Consider the following 17,833-nt stretch of genomic DNA (forward strand, 5'->3'; position numbering starts at 1 on the left):
GGACCGGCGGTCCGGACGGCCTCAGCGCGCCGCCCGCACGACGACGGGCGCCTGGTCCTCGAGGCCGCGGCGGAGCTCGACCGAGGTCCACGGCACGGGGGCGTCGGCGAAGATCGGCTCGAGCACCTCCCACATGATGCGGCGGTCCGGGCCGACGAAGTAGACGTCGTAGGAGTCCTCGCCGAACTCGTTGCCGTCGATCCATCCGGCCTGGAGCAGCTGGAGGGCGTCGTCGCCCGCGATCTCGGTCGCGGCCAGCGACTCGAACGCCTCGTACGCGGTCGCCGCCTCGCCGGCCTCGAAGCGCAGCACGACCCAGTCGTCGGGCTCGTCCTCGCGGGTCCAGGGCCGTGCGACCGCGACGATCGCCATGGTCAGGCCGGTGATGATCCCGGCGAGGAGGAGCGCCCGGATGCGCGGCGTCATGGCCGCGCCCGCCCGGTGTCGGCTGCTGCGTCCACGCGACCTCCCCGTCCCGGGCGTCCGCCGCGGGGCGACGGAGACACCCCGTCCAGTATGGCCGGATGCCGCCCAAGTGACGATCGTCTGGCGACCGTGGACCGGGAACGATCCTGGTCGATACGTTCTCCCCACGAGCACGCGGCCCCGCCGGGGCCTGCTTCCCCACCGCTCCGTCAGAGGAGCACCGTGGTCGACCGCAGCACGCACGAGCAGATCATCACCGCCATGACGCAGGTGTTCGACCTGATGGACGGCGCCACCCTGGAGGTCTGGGACGGGCTGACGGGCCTGCAGATCCAGCTGCTGCGGGTCGTCGCGACGGACATGCGGGTGGACCGCCAATCGCTCTCGACCTGGACGCGCACCTCGCGGGCCGCTCTCGTGCCGAGCCTCGGCGCGCTGCTGCAGCGGGGGATCCTCGCGGAGGAGCCGGACGACGAGGGGGTGCGCCTGGTCGTCGGGACCGCCGGTCGCGAGCTGCTCGAGCGCGTGCTCCGGGCTCGCGCCGAGTGGATCCGCGAGGCGTGCACGGCCGCGGCACCCGCCGTCGACGACGCCGAGCTGCAGCGCATCGTGGGCATCCTGCGGCGCATCGCCGACGGCACCTGACCCGGGGTACCACGCGACCGCCGCCGATCCCGCCCCCTCGACCCCTCGCCACCGCGCCCCTAGTGTGGGGAAATGGCGAATCCCATCGAGGCCCAGGCACCTCCGAGATCCCAGCTGAAGCGCTCCATCACGGTCAAGCAGCTGTACTTCTACGTGGTCGGCGACGTCCTCGGATCCGGCATCTACGTACTCGTCGGCCTGGTCGCCGCGGCCGTGGGCGGCGCGTTCTGGATGGCATTCCTCGTGGGCGTCTCCATCGCGACCATCACGGGCCTCGCCTACGCGGAGCTCGTCACGAAGTACCCGCAGGCCGCCGGCGCCTCGCTCTACATCAACAAGGCGTTCCGCAGCCCGGTGCTCACGTTCTTCATCACCATCTGCATGCTCAGCGCCAACATGGCCGCCGTCGGATCCCTCGCGGCAGGCTTCGTCCGCTACCTCAGCGACCTCATCGGCCTGCCCGAGTCCGCGATCTGGGCGACCACCGGCATCGCCGTCGCGTTCGTCGCCGTCATCACGGCCATCAACCTCATCGGCATCAGCGAGTCGGTCGTCGCGAACGTGATCATGACGTTCGTCGAGATCAGCGGCCTCATCATCGTGGTCGCCATCGGTGTGATCGCGCTGGTCGAGGGCGTGGGCGACCCCGCCGTGCTGCTGCAGTTCCAGGTCGAGGGCGGTCCCGGATCCGCGGTGCTGGCCGTGCTCGCCGGCGTCTCGCTCGCCTTCTTCGCCATGGCCGGCTTCGAGAACGCGGCCAACGTGGCCGAGGAGACCATCGACCCGTCGCGCGCGTTCCCCCGCGCGCTCATCGGCGGCATGATGACCGCCGGCATCGTCTACGTGCTCGTCTCGATGGCCGCGGCCCTCGCCGTGCCGATCGACGCGCTGGCCGGCAACACGCTCCTCGAGGTCGTGCGCGCCGACCTCTTCTTCATCCCCGCGGCCGTGATGCTCGTGATCTTCGGCCTCATCGCCATGGTCGCCATCAGCAACACCGCGCTCGTGACCGTGGTGGCCCAGTCGCGGATCCTGTTCGGCATGGCCCGTGAGAACGTCGTCCCGGCGATCTTCGCGAAGGTGCACCCGGCCCGCCGCAGCCCGTACGTGGCGCTGATCTTCGGCGGCGCGGTGGTGGCCTCGCTCCTCATCATCGGCGCGGCGATCCGCTCCAGCCAGGCCGGCATCCCCGAGGACGAGCGGCTCGACATCGTCGACCGCCTCGCGACCATCACGGTCGTGTTCCTCCTCTTCATCTACGCGCTCGTGATCGTCGCGTGCCTGAAGCTCCGCGGCCACGACGAGCGCGACGACACGTACCGCGCGAACACGCCGCTGCTCGTCGTCGGGATCATCGGCAACGTCGCCGTTCTGATCTACACGCTCGTCGACGACCCCGGGGCGCTGTTCTGGGTCGGCGGTCTGCTCGCGCTGGGGCTCGTGCTGTACCTCGCGCAACGGACCTTCGGCGCGAAGAAGCCGGACCTGGAGGCCGCGGCGGGCGTCGCCGCGGCCGGACCCACGGACAGGGAGGTCTGACCCGTGCACGTCATCGTCACCACCGACGGATCCCAGGCATCGCTCCAGGCGGCCCGCCAGTTCCAGGTGATCGCGGACTCCCGCGAGATCACCGAGGTCACCGTGCTCGCGGTCGTGAGCCCCTACGCGGCCGCGCCGTTCGCGAACGAGCTCGGCCCGCGCCGCGCGACAGGCCAGACCGAGCTCAGCTACCGCCGCGACGCAGAGGCCGCCGTCGACACGGTCGCGGCGGTCTTCGACGGGTGGGGCCCGACCATCCACCACGACGTGCGCAGCGGCTCCCCCGCCACCGAGATCATCCGCGCCGCCGAGGACCTCTCCGCCGGCCTGATCTCCATGGCTGCCGGCAGCCGCGGCCTCACCGCGACGATCCTCCTCGGCAGCACCGCGTCGCGGGTGCAGCACTCGGCGCCGTGCCCGGTGCTGATCTGCCGGCCGACGGTGCGGGGGTAGCGCGTCTGGTCTAGGCGGGCGGCGTCGCCGCGGCCGTCGCGATCAGCGTCGTGAGCGTGCTCGGGTCGACGAGCCCGAGGATCCGTGCGCTCACACGCCCCTCCGGATCGAGCACGATGGTCGACGGCGTGGCATTAGGTGCTGTCCTGTCCGCGAACGCCAACTGCACGCTGTTGTCCTCCACGTCGAGCACGGTGTCATACGGGACGCCGAACGTGCGGACGAAGGCATCGGCGTTGGCAGCCGAGTCCCTGGTATTCACGCCCAAGAACGCCGCCGTGTCCGTCGTCGCCTCGCTCACCTTGTTCAGGTCCTTTGCCTCGAGGCGGCACGGACCGCACTCGGCGTACCAGAAGTTGACGACGAGGACCTTCCCGCGGAACTGCTCAGCGGTCACGGTCGTGCCAGCTGTGTCGTCTGAGGCGAACGTCACGGGCTCGCCTCGATCTTCGACGCTGAACTCCGTGACCCGCCCGTCTCCGGAGATGTATCCCTTGCCGTCCCCAGAACGGAACTGTTGCGCGAGGTCATCAGATGCAGTGCACCCGCTGAGGGCCGCCACAAGCACGAGAGCGCCGGCGAGGAGGGACGCAGGTCGAAGAACCACCGGATCAGTGTAGGTCGGGAAGCGCCGGGCGACAGCCGCACCTCGAACTCAGAGCCTGTTCATGGTATGCGCTCGTTAGTCCGCAGGCTGCTCGGCTTCGCCGCAAGCCCGGCTAGGGCCGTCAGCAACGAGAGAAGGAGTAGCCATGCGTACTCGATTCATCAACGGAGCCGCGATCGGAGCGGGTGCCTGCCTGGTCGGCGCGCTCTTGAGCGCGCCCACAGCGGCCAACGCGGCGGCAGCCCATGCCGACAGCGTCGGCACGTGCACGACCGTCCGTGCCTTCAGCGCCCCGGCGGGTAAGACTTACACGGCGCCGACTACCGCCAGCGGCAGCCGTGACTGCCGGCTCGAGATCGGCAACCAAAGCCCCGCTGTGACGAGGCTCCAGCAGGAGCTGAAGGATGGCTGTGACAGCGCACCGCAGGACATCGCGGTCGATGGGCAGTTCGGACGCGCGACCAAGGCGGCCCTCCAGAGCGCGCAGAGCACCCTCGGCATCACCGCGGATGGCATCTATGGAAGCCAGACGGCGTCGAAATTCGCATGGCTGACGACGGACGGGAAGCTCTGCTACACGCCAGGAATCTGAAAGCGCACATCGAAAGCCATGGCCCGAACGCAAGGCGTTCGGGCCACGGCCCATGTCATGGCTCGATCGCCTCGAACACCATCGTCGCCTGGATGCGGTCGCCTCCGCCGAGCCCCTTGCTGCCCGACACAGCCGTCGAGATGGTGTGCAGCCGGTAGCCGCGAGCCGCCTGCGCGTTGATCGCGTTCTCCAGCTCGGTGAGGTTGCCGGATCCGGTGCCCCACACCTTCTCCTTCAGGATGGTCTGAAGGACCACGTAGCTCTTGCCGCGCTTCCGCGGAGCTGCATCTGTCGTCGTCGCGGCTGCTGCTCCGGCGGAGACGGGTGTAACCGCCGACGCGCCATAGCCCGGAGGCGGCGAAGGCTGCACCGTCTCCGTCCAGCGCGTGCCGTCCCACCAGCGCATGGTCCCTGAACCGTCGTCGTACCAACCGGCCTGCGTCTCAGCTGCCATCGTCTCGCCTCTCGTCGTGTGACCCTCCGGCCATCGTGCTCCCGGGGAAGGCGGCCGGCTCATCCGCGGGCGGTCGGTAGCGCAGCACCGCCGGCGGCCCACCACGCCCACCGCCCGAATGTAAAGCCCTTGTGAACAGTTCGCGGTCGGGTCGATAGCGTGCGTATCGTGCTCAGCACCTCCCGGCCCGACGCGTCGCCGGCCGACCGGGAGGATCCCCCCACCGGAGAACGCCGACCCCCTCGGAGGCATCCATGGCATCCGCGCCCCAGCTGCACAAGAGCCTCACGCAGAGGCAGCTCACCATGATCGCGATCGGCGGCGTCATCGGCGCCGGCCTGTTCGTGGGCTCCGGGGTGGTGATCAACGGCGCGGGCCCGGGCGCGTTCCTCACCTACGCGATCTCCGGCGTGCTGATCATCCTGGTGATGCGGATGCTCGGCGAGATGGCGACCGCGAACCCCAGCACCGGATCCTTCGCCGACTACGCGCGGCACGCGCTCGGCGGCTGGGCCGGGTTCTCGATGGGCTGGCTCTACTGGTACTTCTGGGTCATCGTCGTCGGCTTCGAGGCGGTCGCCGGTGCGAAGGCCCTCACCTACTGGTTCGACGCGCCGCTCTGGCTCCTCTCCCTCGGCCTCATGGCGCTGATGACCGCCACCAACCTCATCTCCGTCGGCGCGTTCGGCGAGTTCGAGTACTGGTTCGCGGGGATCAAGGTGGCGGCGATCATCCTGTTCCTCGGCCTCGGCAGCCTCTACGTCCTGGGCATCTGGCCGGGCCGCTCGCTCGACTTCTCGAACCTCGTCGTGCACGGCGGCTTCTTCCCGAACGGCGTCGGCGCGATCTTCTCCTCGGTCGTCGTCGTGATCTTCTCCATGGTCGGCGCGGAGATCGCGACCATCGCGGCCGCGGAGTCGAAGGACCCGGCGAAGGCGATCCGGAAGTCCACCAACTCCGTGATCCTCCGCATCTCGCTGTTCTTCGTCGGCTCGCTGTTCCTGCTCGCCGTGATCCTCCCGTGGGATTCCACGGAGCTCGGCGCCTCGCCGTTCGTGAGCGCATTCGACCGCATGGGCATCCCGTTCGCCGGCGACGTGATGAACGCGGTCGTCCTCACGGCCGTGCTCTCGTGCCTGAATTCCGGCCTCTACACGGCGAGCCGCATGCTCTTCGTGCTCGCGGCGCGGCGGGAGGCGCCCGCGCGGCTGGTCAAGGTGACGGAACGCGGAGTGCCGCGCGCCGCGATCCTGCTCTCGTCGGTCGTCGGCTTCCTCTGCGTGATCGCGGCCGCCGTCTCCCCCGACACCGTCTTCCTGTTCCTGCTCAACTCCTCCGGCGCGATCATCCTGTTCGTCTACCTGCTGATCTCGATCTCGCAGATCGTCCTGCGCCGCCGGAGCGGATCCGCCGGCCTGCCGGTCAAGATGTGGCTGTTCCCGGGCCTCTCGATCGTCACGGTCGTCGGGATCCTCGCGGTGCTCGCGCAGATGGCGCTGGATCCCGAGATCCGCCCGCAGCTCGTGCTGAGCCTGGTCGCGTGGGCGGTGGTGCTCGTGCTCTACGTGGTGACGAAGGCGCGGGGCGGGTCGGTGGATCCGGTGGCGACGTCTGATGCGGAGGAGGCGGCCGCCGCGCCCGCGGTCCCGGTGCCCGACGCCCGGTGAGCGCGGCGGCCGGCCGGTGACCGCCGGGGCCGGCTGATTAGGCTGGCCGCATGGCGACAGTGATCCTCGTGCGGCACGGACGGACGACAGCGAACGCGACCGGGATCCTGGCGGGGCGCACCCCCGGCGTCGACCTCGACGACACCGGGCGCGAGCAGGCCGACCGCGCCGGCGACCGGCTCGCCGCCGTGCCACTGGCGGCCGTCGTCTGCAGCCCGCTCCAGCGCTGCTGGGAGACGGCGCAGCGGATCCTCGAGCGGCAGCCGGGGAAGCCCGCCCAACCCGTCGACCCCGATCTCACCGAGTGCGACTACGGCGACTGGCAGGGCCGCCCCCTCAGCGAGCTCGCCACCGAGGACCTCTGGAAGACCGTCCAGGCGCACCCGTCCGCCGTCGTCTTCCCCGGCGGCGAGTCCATGGCCGGGATGCAGGCGCGCGCGGTCGCCGCGATCCGCCGGCACGACGCCGAGATCGAGGCCGAGCACGGGCCTGGCGCCGTGTGGGTCGCGGTGAGCCACGGTGACGTGATCAAGTCGATCCTTGCCGACGCGTACGGCATGCACCTCGACCTGTTCCAGCGCATCGACGTGGGCCCCGCCTCCCTCTCCATCGTGCGCTACGGCGCGGGCCGGCCGACCGTGCACGCGACCAACACCGACGCGGGCGACCTCTCCTGGCTGGCGACGGCCACGAGCGCCGGAGATGCGCCCGTCGGCGGCGGCGCTGGGCACAGCACGCCGTGATACCCCGCGCATAGAGTGGACGCATGCCCACACGAGCCCTCGAATTCGACTGGCCCGACCGGGCCGTGGTCGGCACCATCGGCCTCCCGGGCGCGCGCACGTTCTACTTCCAGGTGCGCTCCGGACCGCAGCTGGTGACCATCGCCCTCGAGAAGCAGCAGTCCGCGCTGCTCGCCGAGAAGATCGACGAGATCCTCGACCAGCTCGTCACCGTCGAGGGCAACCCCTTCAGCGTCCCCGCGAGCACGCCCCCGGAGCTCGTCGACAACGACCCGCTCGAGGAGGTCGACGAGCGCTGGCGCACCGGCGCCATGGGCCTCGGCTGGGATCCGACGACGGCCCAGGTCGTCATCGAGGCGTACCCCCTCGCCGAGGACGACGACAGCGATGACTTCGACCTCCCGAGCGTCGACGACGACGTGGACGACACCGAGATGCTCGTGGTGCGCATGCCCGTCGGCGCCGCCCGCGCGTTCGCCAAGCGCACCCACGAGGTCGTGGGCGCCGGCCGCCCGATCTGCGCGATCTGCGGCTACCCCATCGACCCCGACGGGCACGAGCACACCTTCCCCGACGAATGATGTCGGCGACGGACCCGCTGGACGGCGAGCTGATCGTCACCGGCCGCATCCGCACCGCGTCCAACGCGACCTTCCTCGGGACGATCGGCGACGTGACCGTCGTCTACAAGCCGATCCGCGGCGAGAACCCCCTCTGGGACTTCCCCGACGCCGTGCTCGCGCATCGCGAGGTCGCCGCGTACCTCGTCTCCGAGGCGCTCGGCTGGGGCGTCGTGCCGCGCACGTGGCTGCGCGACGGCCCCGCGGGCGAGGGCATGGTGCAGCTCTGGCAGGACGAGGATCCCGACCAGGACGCCGTCGACCTGGTCCCCGCGTCCGAGATCCCGGAGACCGGCTACCGCACTGTCCTCGGCGGCGAGGACGAGGAGGGCAACACGGTCGCCCTCATCCACGAGGACACCCCGGCGCTGCGCCGCATGGCGGTCTTCGACGTGCTCGTCAACAACGCCGACCGCAAGGGCTTCCACGTGCTCGCCATGCCGGACGGCCACCGCTTCGGCGTCGACCACGGCCTCACCTTCCACGAGGACCACAAGCTGCGGACTGTGCTGTGGGGGTGGGTCGGGGATCCGCTGACCGCTGATGAACTCGAAGGTGTGGATCGGGTGGCGGCAGGGCTGGATGGGGAGCTGGGGCGGGAGCTGGCGGAGCTGCTGACGGCGGAGGAGATCGTGGCGCTGCGCGCACGGTGTATCAGCCTGCGTACGCAGGCGCGGTTCCCGGCGCCCGCTGGTCAGCAGTCCGCGGTGCCCTGGCCGCTGTTCTGAGGACCCTGCGTCAGGCGCCGCGCACGGGCACGATCTCGGCGATCCTTTTGACAGTCGATCCTCGACCCTCCCGACTTGCGAAGACGGACAGAGCCCCTCCAAGAGACGCGCCGCCATGCATACTCCGACACCAACAAATGCCGCCCCCGTGGAGTGGTCGCACTTCACCGATGCAGGCCTCCGGCGATGACCACCAGCTCGCGTCACAACGCTGCTCTGCCCTGAAGGTAGTGACGCCACGACACGCCCTTCCGGCCTAAGCCCGCATCGCCACAGCCCTCGTCATCCGAGCGCTTTCCGTGAAGGGCGGTATTGGCCCGCAACTCGATCTCCCTCACATTGCGCACAACTGACTTCGGCGATTTCTAAATTGACACTCATGACCCCCGCACTGGGGTGATCATCACACGATTATCGCTGAAGCGCAAAGTATGATCAGGGGATGTGGGTAGATGATCTCGGTGATGCTGCGAAAATACTCCTGAGGGCGCGAGGACGCGCTCTCGGGAGTGAACTTAGTGCTCTCGCACGGGAGCACGCTAGCTCATCCTCGGCACAGCTTGCCGACTCTGTAGCCCAGGCCCCTCACACCCAGAAGCCGGCCCTGGGACTCCTACTTGCACGCGTGTCACTCGAAGAAGCGCTAACTTCCAAGTCCCGAGACATGTTTGCGCACTTCCTTTTTCGCTACGGCGCACACTTACGAACGAGCATAAGCACACCTGGCCTCAGCGCACCCGAGCGACTAGCACTCGCAATCGCCCTCGAGCACACTTTCGCCGGCCTGCCCACAGCCACCGACATGCAGCGCACCAGCGCATCGTCTGTAAGGCAAAGACTTTCCGGCCCATCAGTGCAAATCGACCACTGGATGACGACTGTTGGGCTAACCGAAGCAGCCTTTCTAAGTGCCATCGAGCAGTTCACCCGCGAACTCGGAACTCAAAAACCCGCTCGCGTCAATACCAAAAAGCGCGTGCGCAAATCCGCCGAGCAATTAATAACCACATCTCCGATCCCAACACACCTCGTGCCGACCTGGCTTTCGCTCACATTTAGCGACAACGGAGATTCATTAGTAGCCGCAACCGCAAACTGGCGGCCATCGGAAATCATAGAATCGCATTCTTACTCGCTTGAGATGGGCTGGTCGGCTTACAAGGAGGGCAAGTACCTTCAAGCTCGGAGCGCCGTCGATGCCGTGCTGGCTCAAGTCGGACCAGATTGGGGGCCGAACAGTAGCGCCGACGCGCTCCGAAGCTGGAACTGGCTTCGCCTTGTCTCTGAACTCGCCTCTATTGAGCGCGGCGAAATAGTTGACAGTCGGCGTTCGTGGACATCTGTGTGCGAGTTCGCGGTCAGATGCGTCCCAGATGACGAGAAAATAAGCACCTGGCTAGAAAACGCGCTTGGCGACTTTATTACTAGCGACTTGGCTAGCATTCGCGCCCTCACTGCGTACTCGACCAGATTAATCGCCACCTTGGGCCACGAAGAGGCGCTTTCCAGCTACACAAACAGCGAAAAGGCTAGCCTTCGGCAAGCTTGGAAGGAACGCTACTCGCTATCCGGAGACGATGCCCGGAGTACAGCGGCAGCAGCGTCAAGCATCATTCCGCGACTGAAGCAGCTCACTCAAATGCTGTATTTAGGGGCACGGGACAGTACTGCAACTGATCGCACATTAAGTGAAGCGTCTCACGAATTCCTAAATTACCTCGACGAGGCCGAAAGCGAATTCTACGACGAGTGCCTTGAGCTACTTGATGATGCGCAGCGGCTGGATACGAGTGACGCCACTAACCATAGAGACCTCCAAGATGCCCTCGCGGGCCTAACTGAATTTCAAGGAAGAATCGCTAATTCCGGCAGTTCGACTCTGCAGGATTATGTTGCACCCCTTGTTCGCATCACTATCTCACGTCTGGAACAGGCAACAGGCCGCTTAGGAGACCTGTCTCGTCCGGAAGTTCGAATAAGACTGTCTTCCGCAAAGCTTCCGTTCAGCGCGGCCTCGGGGTCCACTTACGACATCTCGTTCACCGTGACAAATCATGGAAACACGGCCGCGGAACAAATCCGGCTAGAAGTTCGCCAACCGGAACTTGGCATCGACTCAGCCGTCGAGTTAGATTCGCTTGGGCCTGGCGCAGAAAGCGAAGTGGCCGTATCAGTATTTGCGTCAGGCAAATCGCGCAAGGCAGTCACACTCGAGTGCCTCACGACTTGGACTGACGCTCTTTTACAACAATTTAATTCAGCACAGCAGGTATCCGCTGAAGACCAGATGCCCGTGACCTGGTCAATCAACGACATCAACCCGTTTAATCTTGGAACCATCTCCGAGCCAGAGCGGTTAGTCGGGCGGGCCGACGATCTGGCCGCGCTGGATGCTCTACTCGCAGGAAAGGCCTCTGCGTACATTACCGGCCACAAGCGTGTAGGCAAGACCTCTTTGACAAGGGTTTTGCTTCGCTCCGTGGCACAAGAAAGAGGTTGGGCTGGGAGCCTATTGCCCCTTGGACGAGCCTTAGGCGAAACGCAGTCTGCAGGAGACCTTGTGTACGCATTACTTGATGAAGTGTTAGACGCAGGAAGAACTACCTACCCGCATGCGTTCCTCAATATCGAGGAAGTGGAAGCGGCCGCTGATGGGAACTTTGCGCGCGCAGCTAATAAGTGGCTGCGCTCCGCGGCACGTGCTCTTCCTAAGGACGGTAGGGTTGTGATAGCTATTGATGATTTCGATGAGCTGCCGTCGCATTTAGTAACAGGGCCGCAAGCAGACTCACTCTTTCTATTCTTACGCTCATTAGTCGACGAGCCTTGGTTGAATCTAATCGTCGTGGGCAGCGAAGTCCTGCCGTCTATTATTCAGGCTCAAGCGCATAAGCTCAATCAAGTCGTGCCGGTTTCGGTCACCAATTTTTCCACACGCTCCTCTACTGCTGAGTTGCTACAGTCGCCGACGTCTGACCGCCTGGAATGGGTACCGGCCTCTATTGACCGGATGCACTATCTGTGTGCTGGCAATCCATACTACGAGACCCTCGTCGCGCAACGCCTCTGGCAAATGATGCGCGAACGCTACAGGTCCGTGGTCATGGCGTCAGACGTCGATGAAGCCGCAATATTCGTGGCGCGTTCCGCGTCAGAATCGAACTTTGTACATCTTTGGGCCGACAGCACAAGTGGTCTAGCACACACGGGGCGCAGTGCCATTGTGGCGAGCGCGGTCTTGCGCTCGATCGCCCGATGTGGTGGAGACACATTGGCACCGGCAAGTCCGGAGGAAGTTACGCGGCTCGCTCAAAGCTGGATCCAAACGGCCACGACGGACGAACTGCTGCAGGCTATAGCAGCACTCACATCTCGAGACATTGTTCGACCGGGTCCTTCCGCGGGCCGTCTATTAATAAGCATCCCTCTTGTAGGTGTATGGCTACAGGAGGCTGGCGCCCGGGCGCTCGATGGTATTTATGCCAATTCGAAGCACGCTACCGCGACCGTGCGCATGATCACTGATTCAGACCTTGTGAGCCTCGCTCGCGGCCTGCGATACAAGGGGGAGCAGGTCACGGAAATTCGAATTAAGGCGTGGTTGGAACAATTTGGCGGCAACGACAGTCAGTATCTCGCATTTAAAATGCTCCGGCGTATGATCATGGACGGATATTTCACGTCAACCCGCATCCAGAATACTGAACTTCCCCGGCTATCCACGGCTGTGAATAAGCTATCAGCCGCGCGGATGCACATCCGCGAAGCAAATAACCAAAATGTGCGAAACGCTCTTCTAATTGATCACGGAAAAGCCGGCGACAGCACGCAAGGCACGCTTGCACTACTTGCCAAGGCATTAAAAATAAAAAAGGCCAACATTGTTCAGCTGGCTGATCTTGCGGACCGCATGAAAGGCGTGAAGTCTGACGTTGTTCTCTATCTTCTCGACGATTACTCCGGCAGCGGAAACCATCTTTCCAGCGAACTAGATAAGGTGACGGAGGTCGTCTTAAGCATGGGAGATGAATGGGTAGAAAAAACTCACGTGGTTGTAGGGGCTTGTATTGTCGCTGAGGCGACCAGCCTTGCGAGCCCTACAGTTCCATTTTCGCTGGAGACAGTTTATGGGAGACTTTTGGGTGAGCGCTTTCGGCCATTCAGCGAGGAATCGGGGGTCTATGATTCACGAAAAGAAAAGGAGGACGCTGAAGAAATGACCATGTCTATCGGTAATGCCTTGTTGCCCAATAATCCTCTGGGATTTGGTGGGGCCGCCCTTTTGACCCTATTTGAGTTCAACTGCCCCAACAACGTTGCCCCTATATTCTGGAAGGCGGGCGAGGTGGCTGGCCGAGATTGGATACCCCTCTTCGAGCGGTCGACGTAGTGATTGCGGGGTAGCGCTCGCGGTCCCAGCCATCCGAGGCTCGCGCGAGTGGTACTAGGGAATGCGATACTATCGGCCGAAACAATGACTTGTGACCCTCGCCGCTGATCCAAGGATCCACGTTCGGGTAGCTCGGCGGAGGACGACCTAGTGGTCAGCACCTGTAGGGCCCGCCGCTCACGCGGCCGTTCGCAATGTGTCTCAGCAGTTCAATCACTTCTCGTCAAACGCCCAGACGTAAGGGGCCGGCCGAATGGCCGTGCCGGCAATGATGCCGCGCCTGCCGTGCACGATCTCGCTGATGCACCCCGGCGGGACGCCGATCAAACCCCCGAGCTTATTCTGCGTGTTCCCGAAGCCCTCGATGTAGTTCTGTATAAGAACTCGCCTGGGCGGATCGGGTCGATCCGGTCCTCCTCAGTGGTAAGCGAAGAGCTCGATATCCGCCGCGCCTCTCTCTGGCCACATGAAGCAGATGCGCCAAAGGTCGCATGATGCCCGACCCTCCGCCTCAGTTGTTGAACCGGAACTCCACAACGTCGCCATCCTGCATGACGTACTCCTTGCCCTCGATGCGGGCCTTGCCCTTCGAGCGCGCCTCGGCGATGGAGCCGGTCTCGACCAGGTCGTCGTAGGAGATGACCTCGGCCTTGATGAAGCCCTTCTCGAAGTCGGTGTGGATCACGCCGGCCGCCTGCGGGGCCTTCCAGCCACGGCCGATGGTCCAGGCCCGCGTCTCCTTCGGGCCCGCCGTCAGGTAGGTCTGGAGGCCCAGGGTCTCGAAGCCGATGCGGGCGAGCTGGTCGAGGCCCGACTCCTCCTGGCCGGTGCTCGCGAGCATCTCGGCGGCGTCCTCGGGGTCGAGCTCGATGAGCTCCGACTCGATCTTCGCGTCGAGGAACACGGCCTGGGCGGGTGCCACGAGGGCGGCGAGCTCGGCGAGCTTGTCCTTGTCGCCGAGCACCTGCTCGTCGACGTTGAACACGTAGATGAAGGGCTTGGCGGTCAGCAGCCCGAGCTCGCGCACGGGCTCGAGGTCGATGGAGGACGCCGACAGCGGCTTGCCCGAGTCGAGCCACTCGCGCGCGGCCTTCGCGGTCTCGAGCACGACGGGCTCGATGCGCTTCGTCTTCAGCTCCTTCTCGTAGCGCGGCTCAGCGCGCTCGAGGGTCTGCAGGTCGGCGAGGATCAGCTCGGTGTTGATGGTCTCCATGTCGCTCGCCGCGTCCACACGGCCGTCGACGTGCACGACGTCCTCGTCCTCGAAGCCGCGGACGACCTGCGCGATCGCGTCGGCCTCGCGGATGTTCGCGAGGAACTGGTTGCCGAGGCCCTCGCCCTCGCTCGCGCCGCGGACGATGCCCGCGATGTCGACGAAGGAGACGGGCGCGGGGAGGATCTTCTCGCTGCCGAAGAGGCCGGCGAGCACCTCGAGGCGCGGGTCCGGGAGGTTCACCACGCCCACGTTCGGCTCGATCGTCGCGAACGGGTAGTTCGCGGCGAGCACCTGGTTCTTGGTCAGGGCGTTGAAGAGCGTCGACTTGCCGACGTTGGGGAGACCGACGATCGCGATAGTGAGAGCCACGGGAGTCCATCGTACGGGGCGGGCCGGCTCCTCCCCCGCCTGCAGCTGGGCCGGGCTCCCCGCCATCCGGCGTCGGTCGTGGGTGGAACACTCGAACCCATGCCGTTGGACTTCACCGCGATCGACTTCGAGACCGCCAACAACTCGTCGGCGAGCGCGTGCTCGGTGGGTCTCGTGAAGGTCCGCGACGGCGTCGTGGTCGAGACCGCGTCCTGGCTCATCCGGCCGCCCGCGGGGCACGACACCTTCTCGGTCTGGAACACGCGGATCCACGGCATCGTGGAAGGCGACGTGGCCGCCGCCGACGGCTGGGCCGACCAGCTACCCCGCCTCATGGCGTTCGCGGGCGACGACCACCTCGTCGCCCACAACGCGCGCTTCGACATGGGCGTGATCCAGGGCGCGTGCAAGGCGACCGCGCTCATCCCGCCGCCGTACTCCTACCTCTGCAGCCTCCAGGTCGCGCGCCGCACGTACACGCTCGACTCGTACCGGCTGCCGGTCGCCGCGCGGGCCGCGGGCTTCGAGGACTTCTCGCACCACGAGGCGCTGGCGGACGCGCGGGCGTGCGCCGCGATCGTCGTGCACGCGGCAGGCCGGCACGGCGCCGCGTCGATCGCAGGGCTGGCGGAGGCGGCGGGCGTGGGCCTCGGCCGCATCGGCGCGCCGCGCACGCAGACAGTCACGCAGGCCTCGGCCGCCGCGACGCCGCCCATCGACTGGGCCTGATCCGCCGCTCGGCCACCCGCCGACCCACGTCCCGGCCGTGTCGGGGGCCGCTGGCACACTGCACGCATGGATCCCGTCATCGCCCTGCTCGTCGGCCTCGTCATCGGCCTGGCCGTGGGCGCGGTGGTCGGGCTCGCCGTGTCGCGCGCCCGCTCGGGGGTGGATGCGCCGGGTCGCGCGGGCGAGGCCGCCCGCCTCGCCGCCGCGGAGGCCACGGTCCAGGCGCTGCGCGAGCAGCTCGATCGCACGGAGCGGCTCGCCGAGGAGCAGGTCGCCCAGACCACTGCGCAGTACGCCGAGCGCGCCCAGACGCAGGACGCGCTGCACCGTGAGCGGCTCGACGCGCAGGAGTCCCACCTCCGCGAGCAGATCGGCCAGCAGGAGGACCGCATCGCGGAGCTGCAGACCCGGTTGCGCGAGATCCAGCGCGCCGAGGTCGCCCGCACCGAGGAGGACGGCCGCGTGCTCACCGCCCTCAGCCCGGTCACCGAGAGCCTCAAGCAGGTGCAGGCGAAGGTGCACGAGCTGGAGGAGCAGCGCCGGCAGCAGCACGGCGAGCTGAGCGAGCAGCTCCGGAGCGCCACCGAGGCCGAGGAGCGGCTGCGCGCCACGGCCGAGACGCTCGCGTCCGCGCTCCGCTCCAACAGCACGCGCGGCGTGTGGGGCGAGACCCAGCTGCGGAGCGTCGTCGAGGCGGCGGGCCTCATCCACCGGGTCGACTTCGACGTGCAGACCTCCGTCTCCACCGCGCAGGGCATCGGCAGGCCCGACATGGTCGTGCACCTGCCCGGCGGCAAGCACATCGCGGTGGATGCGAAGGCGCCCTTCACCGCGTACCTCGAGGCGAGCGCCATCCCGGCCTCGGCGACCGGGCCCGAGGGAGCGCGGCGCGACGCGCTGATGAAGCAGCACGTGCAGGCCGTGCGCGACCACATCACTGCGCTCGGAAGCCGCGCCTACTGGGAGGGGCTCGACGCGAGCCCCGAGATGGTCATCGCGTTCATCCCGAGCGAGTCGCTCGTCTCGTCCGCGCTGGAGGCGGATCCGAGCATCATGGAGTTCGCGTTCTCCCGCCGCGTCGCCCTCTCCTCCCCCGTCACGCTGTGGTCGGTGCTCAAGACCGTCGCCTTCAGCTGGCAGCAGGAGGTGCTCACGGAGGACGCGAAGCAGCTCTTCGACCTCAGCCGCGAGCTGCACGCGCGCCTCGCCACGAGCGGCGAGCACATCGCCAAGCTCGGCCGCTCCCTCACGGGCGCGGTGGGCGACTACAACCGGGTGGTCGGATCCCTGGAGCGCCAGGTCCTCCCCACCGCCCGCCGCCTCACCCGGCTCGACGAGTCGAAGGTCATCGGCACGCTCGAGCCGCTCGAGGCCACCACCCGGGAGCTCACCGCGGACGAGTTCATGCGCCCGCCCGCCCCGGTCGCTGACACCCCCGCTGGGTAGAGTGGCGAGCACGCGGGGCCCGGCCGCACGACTCGATCCGCCGGCCGATCAGGATCCCGCGACAGCCGCACGGCGTCGCCGTGGATCCGCCGAAGGAGATGCACCATGCCCGTAGCAACCCCCGAGCAGTACGCCGAGATGCTGGATCGCGCCAAGTCCGGCGGATTCGCCTACCCGGCCGTCAACGTCTCCTCGTCGCAGACCATCAACGCGGTCCTCCAGGGGCTCACCGACGCCGGATCCGACGGCATCATCCAGGTCACCACGGGCGGCGCCGACTACTTCTCCGGCCACACCGTGAAGAACCGCGCGGCCGGTGCCCTCGCCTTCGCGCGCTTCGCCACCGAGGTCGCCAAGAACTACCCCATCACGGTCGCGCTGCACACCGACCACTGCCCGAAGGACGCCCTCGACGGCTTCGTCATCCCCATGATCGAGGCCAGCGAGGAGGAGGTCCGCGCGGGCCGCAACCCCATCTTCCAGTCGCACATGTGGGACGGATCCGCCATCCCGCTGAACGAGAACCTCGAAATCGCGACGGACCTGCTCCCCCGCATGAAGGCCATCAACGCGATCCTCGAGGTCGAGATCGGGGTCGTGGGCGGCGAGGAGGACGGCGTCAGCCACGACACCGGCTCGCACCTCTACACGACCCTGGAAGACGCCATCTCCACGGTCGAGGCCCTCGGCCTCGGTGACAAGGGCCGCTACATGGCCGCCCTCACCTTCGGCAACGTGCACGGCGTGTACAAGCCCGGCGGCGTGCAGCTGCGCCCGTCGCTGCTCAAGGAGATCCAGGACGGCATCCAGTCGAAGTACGGCACGGGCGAGAAGCCGTTCGACCTCGTCTTCCACGGCGGATCCGGCTCCTCCGACGACGAGATCGCCGAGGCCGTGCGCAACGGCGTCGTGAAGATGAACATCGACACCGACACGCAGTACGCCTTCAGCCGCTCCATCGCCGACTCGGTGCTCCGGAACTACGACGGGTTCCTCAAGGTCGACGGCGAGGTCGGGGACAAGAAGACGTACGACCCCCGCGCCTGGGGCAAGACGGCGGAGTCGGCCATGGCCGCCCGCGTCGTCGAGGCCACGCGCCAGCTCGGCTCTCACGGCAAGTCGCAGAGCTAGCCAGACGCAGCTCGACGCGCGGCACCACGAACGACGGCGGGGCCGGTCCTGATGGACGGGCCCCGCCGTCGTGCGCGC

General features: G+C 66.7%; 16 protein-coding genes. 12 read left to right on the forward strand and 4 right to left on the reverse strand.

Annotation, left to right across the window (positions count from 1 at the left end; translation table 11 throughout):
- Positions 1 to 21: 21 nt before the first annotated feature.
- On the reverse strand, positions 22 to 426 hold the full coding sequence (locus tag K0V08_RS06895) for a hypothetical protein (RefSeq protein ID WP_012038898.1): 405 nt from the start codon (positions 424 to 426) through the stop codon (positions 22 to 24).
- A 222-nt stretch (positions 427 to 648) separates the two neighbouring features.
- On the opposite strand from K0V08_RS06895, the gene K0V08_RS06900 reads away from it, so the two are divergent.
- From K0V08_RS06900 to K0V08_RS06910, 3 genes are all read left to right on the forward strand, one after another.
- Positions 649 to 1,071: a MarR family transcriptional regulator gene (locus K0V08_RS06900; protein WP_079534434.1), complete on the forward strand. Its 423-nt coding sequence runs from the start codon at positions 649 to 651 to the stop codon at positions 1,069 to 1,071.
- 72 nt (positions 1,072 to 1,143) lie between these two features.
- Positions 1,144 to 2,610, forward strand: coding sequence for an APC family permease (locus K0V08_RS06905; protein WP_079534432.1), 1,467 nt, complete (start codon positions 1,144 to 1,146; stop codon positions 2,608 to 2,610).
- A 3-nt stretch (positions 2,611 to 2,613) separates the two neighbouring features.
- Positions 2,614 to 3,063 (forward strand): universal stress protein, encoded by a 450-nt coding sequence (locus K0V08_RS06910; protein ID WP_012038903.1) that lies wholly within the window; start codon positions 2,614 to 2,616, stop codon positions 3,061 to 3,063.
- A gap of 10 nt (positions 3,064 to 3,073) precedes the next feature.
- On the opposite strand, the gene K0V08_RS06915 is transcribed toward K0V08_RS06910, so the two are convergent.
- The gene (locus K0V08_RS06915) at positions 3,074 to 3,670 is read right to left on the reverse strand and encodes a TlpA family protein disulfide reductase (RefSeq protein WP_043560937.1); all 597 of its coding nucleotides are present in this window, start codon (positions 3,668 to 3,670) and stop codon (positions 3,074 to 3,076) included.
- A 145-nt stretch (positions 3,671 to 3,815) separates the two neighbouring features.
- Between K0V08_RS06915 and K0V08_RS06920 the strand changes: the two genes are divergently transcribed.
- Complete coding sequence (locus K0V08_RS06920) at positions 3,816 to 4,262, forward strand: peptidoglycan-binding domain-containing protein (protein WP_079534430.1); 447 nt, start codon at positions 3,816 to 3,818, stop codon at positions 4,260 to 4,262.
- 55 nt (positions 4,263 to 4,317) lie between these two features.
- Here the strand turns inward: K0V08_RS06920 and K0V08_RS06925 are convergent, their stop codons facing one another.
- Positions 4,318 to 4,716, reverse strand: a complete 399-nt coding sequence (locus tag K0V08_RS06925) for a DUF2510 domain-containing protein (RefSeq protein ID WP_079534429.1) — start codon at positions 4,714 to 4,716, stop codon at positions 4,318 to 4,320.
- Between the two features lie 254 nt (positions 4,717 to 4,970).
- Between K0V08_RS06925 and K0V08_RS06930 the strand changes: the two genes are divergently transcribed.
- The 5 genes from K0V08_RS06930 (at position 4,971) to K0V08_RS06950 (ending at position 12,864) form a co-directional block, all read left to right on the forward strand.
- Positions 4,971 to 6,383, forward strand: a complete 1,413-nt coding sequence (locus K0V08_RS06930) for an amino acid permease (protein WP_079534427.1) — start codon at positions 4,971 to 4,973, stop codon at positions 6,381 to 6,383.
- 50 nt (positions 6,384 to 6,433) lie between these two features.
- Positions 6,434 to 7,126: a histidine phosphatase family protein gene (locus K0V08_RS06935; RefSeq protein ID WP_012038908.1), complete on the forward strand. Its 693-nt coding sequence runs from the start codon at positions 6,434 to 6,436 to the stop codon at positions 7,124 to 7,126.
- Positions 7,127 to 7,149: 23 nt separating this feature from the next.
- Complete coding sequence (locus K0V08_RS06940; protein ID WP_079534425.1) at positions 7,150 to 7,707, forward strand: DUF3090 domain-containing protein; 558 nt, start codon at positions 7,150 to 7,152, stop codon at positions 7,705 to 7,707.
- The gene (locus K0V08_RS06945) at positions 7,707 to 8,474 is read left to right on the forward strand and encodes an SCO1664 family protein (RefSeq protein ID WP_079534423.1); all 768 of its coding nucleotides are present in this window, start codon (positions 7,707 to 7,709) and stop codon (positions 8,472 to 8,474) included. The genes K0V08_RS06940 and K0V08_RS06945 overlap by 1 nt, the downstream gene beginning before the upstream one ends.
- A gap of 802 nt (positions 8,475 to 9,276) precedes the next feature.
- A complete protein-coding gene (locus tag K0V08_RS06950; RefSeq protein ID WP_158219001.1) occupies positions 9,277 to 12,864 on the forward strand; it encodes a phosphoribosyltransferase-like protein in 3,588 nt (1,195 codons plus the stop codon).
- 511 nt (positions 12,865 to 13,375) lie between these two features.
- Here the strand turns inward: K0V08_RS06950 and ychF are convergent.
- A complete protein-coding gene (ychF, locus tag K0V08_RS06960; protein WP_043674613.1) occupies positions 13,376 to 14,449 on the reverse strand; it encodes a redox-regulated ATPase YchF in 1,074 nt (357 codons plus the stop codon).
- A 99-nt stretch (positions 14,450 to 14,548) separates the two neighbouring features.
- Between ychF and K0V08_RS06965 the strand changes: the two genes are divergently transcribed.
- The 3 genes from K0V08_RS06965 (at position 14,549) to fbaA (ending at position 17,755) form a co-directional block, all read left to right on the forward strand.
- On the forward strand, positions 14,549 to 15,178 hold the full coding sequence (locus K0V08_RS06965) for a 3'-5' exonuclease (protein WP_079534421.1): 630 nt from the start codon (positions 14,549 to 14,551) through the stop codon (positions 15,176 to 15,178).
- 66 nt (positions 15,179 to 15,244) lie between these two features.
- Complete coding sequence (locus K0V08_RS06970) at positions 15,245 to 16,624, forward strand: DNA recombination protein RmuC (RefSeq protein ID WP_079534419.1); 1,380 nt, start codon at positions 15,245 to 15,247, stop codon at positions 16,622 to 16,624.
- Between the two features lie 105 nt (positions 16,625 to 16,729).
- On the forward strand, positions 16,730 to 17,755 hold the full coding sequence (fbaA, locus tag K0V08_RS06975; protein ID WP_012038916.1) for a class II fructose-bisphosphate aldolase: 1,026 nt from the start codon (positions 16,730 to 16,732) through the stop codon (positions 17,753 to 17,755).
- The last annotated feature ends 78 nt before the right edge of the window (positions 17,756 to 17,833 follow it).

It is taken from the genome of Clavibacter michiganensis (assembly GCF_021216655.1).
Classification (GTDB): Bacteria; Actinomycetota; Actinomycetes; order Actinomycetales; family Microbacteriaceae; genus Clavibacter; species Clavibacter michiganensis.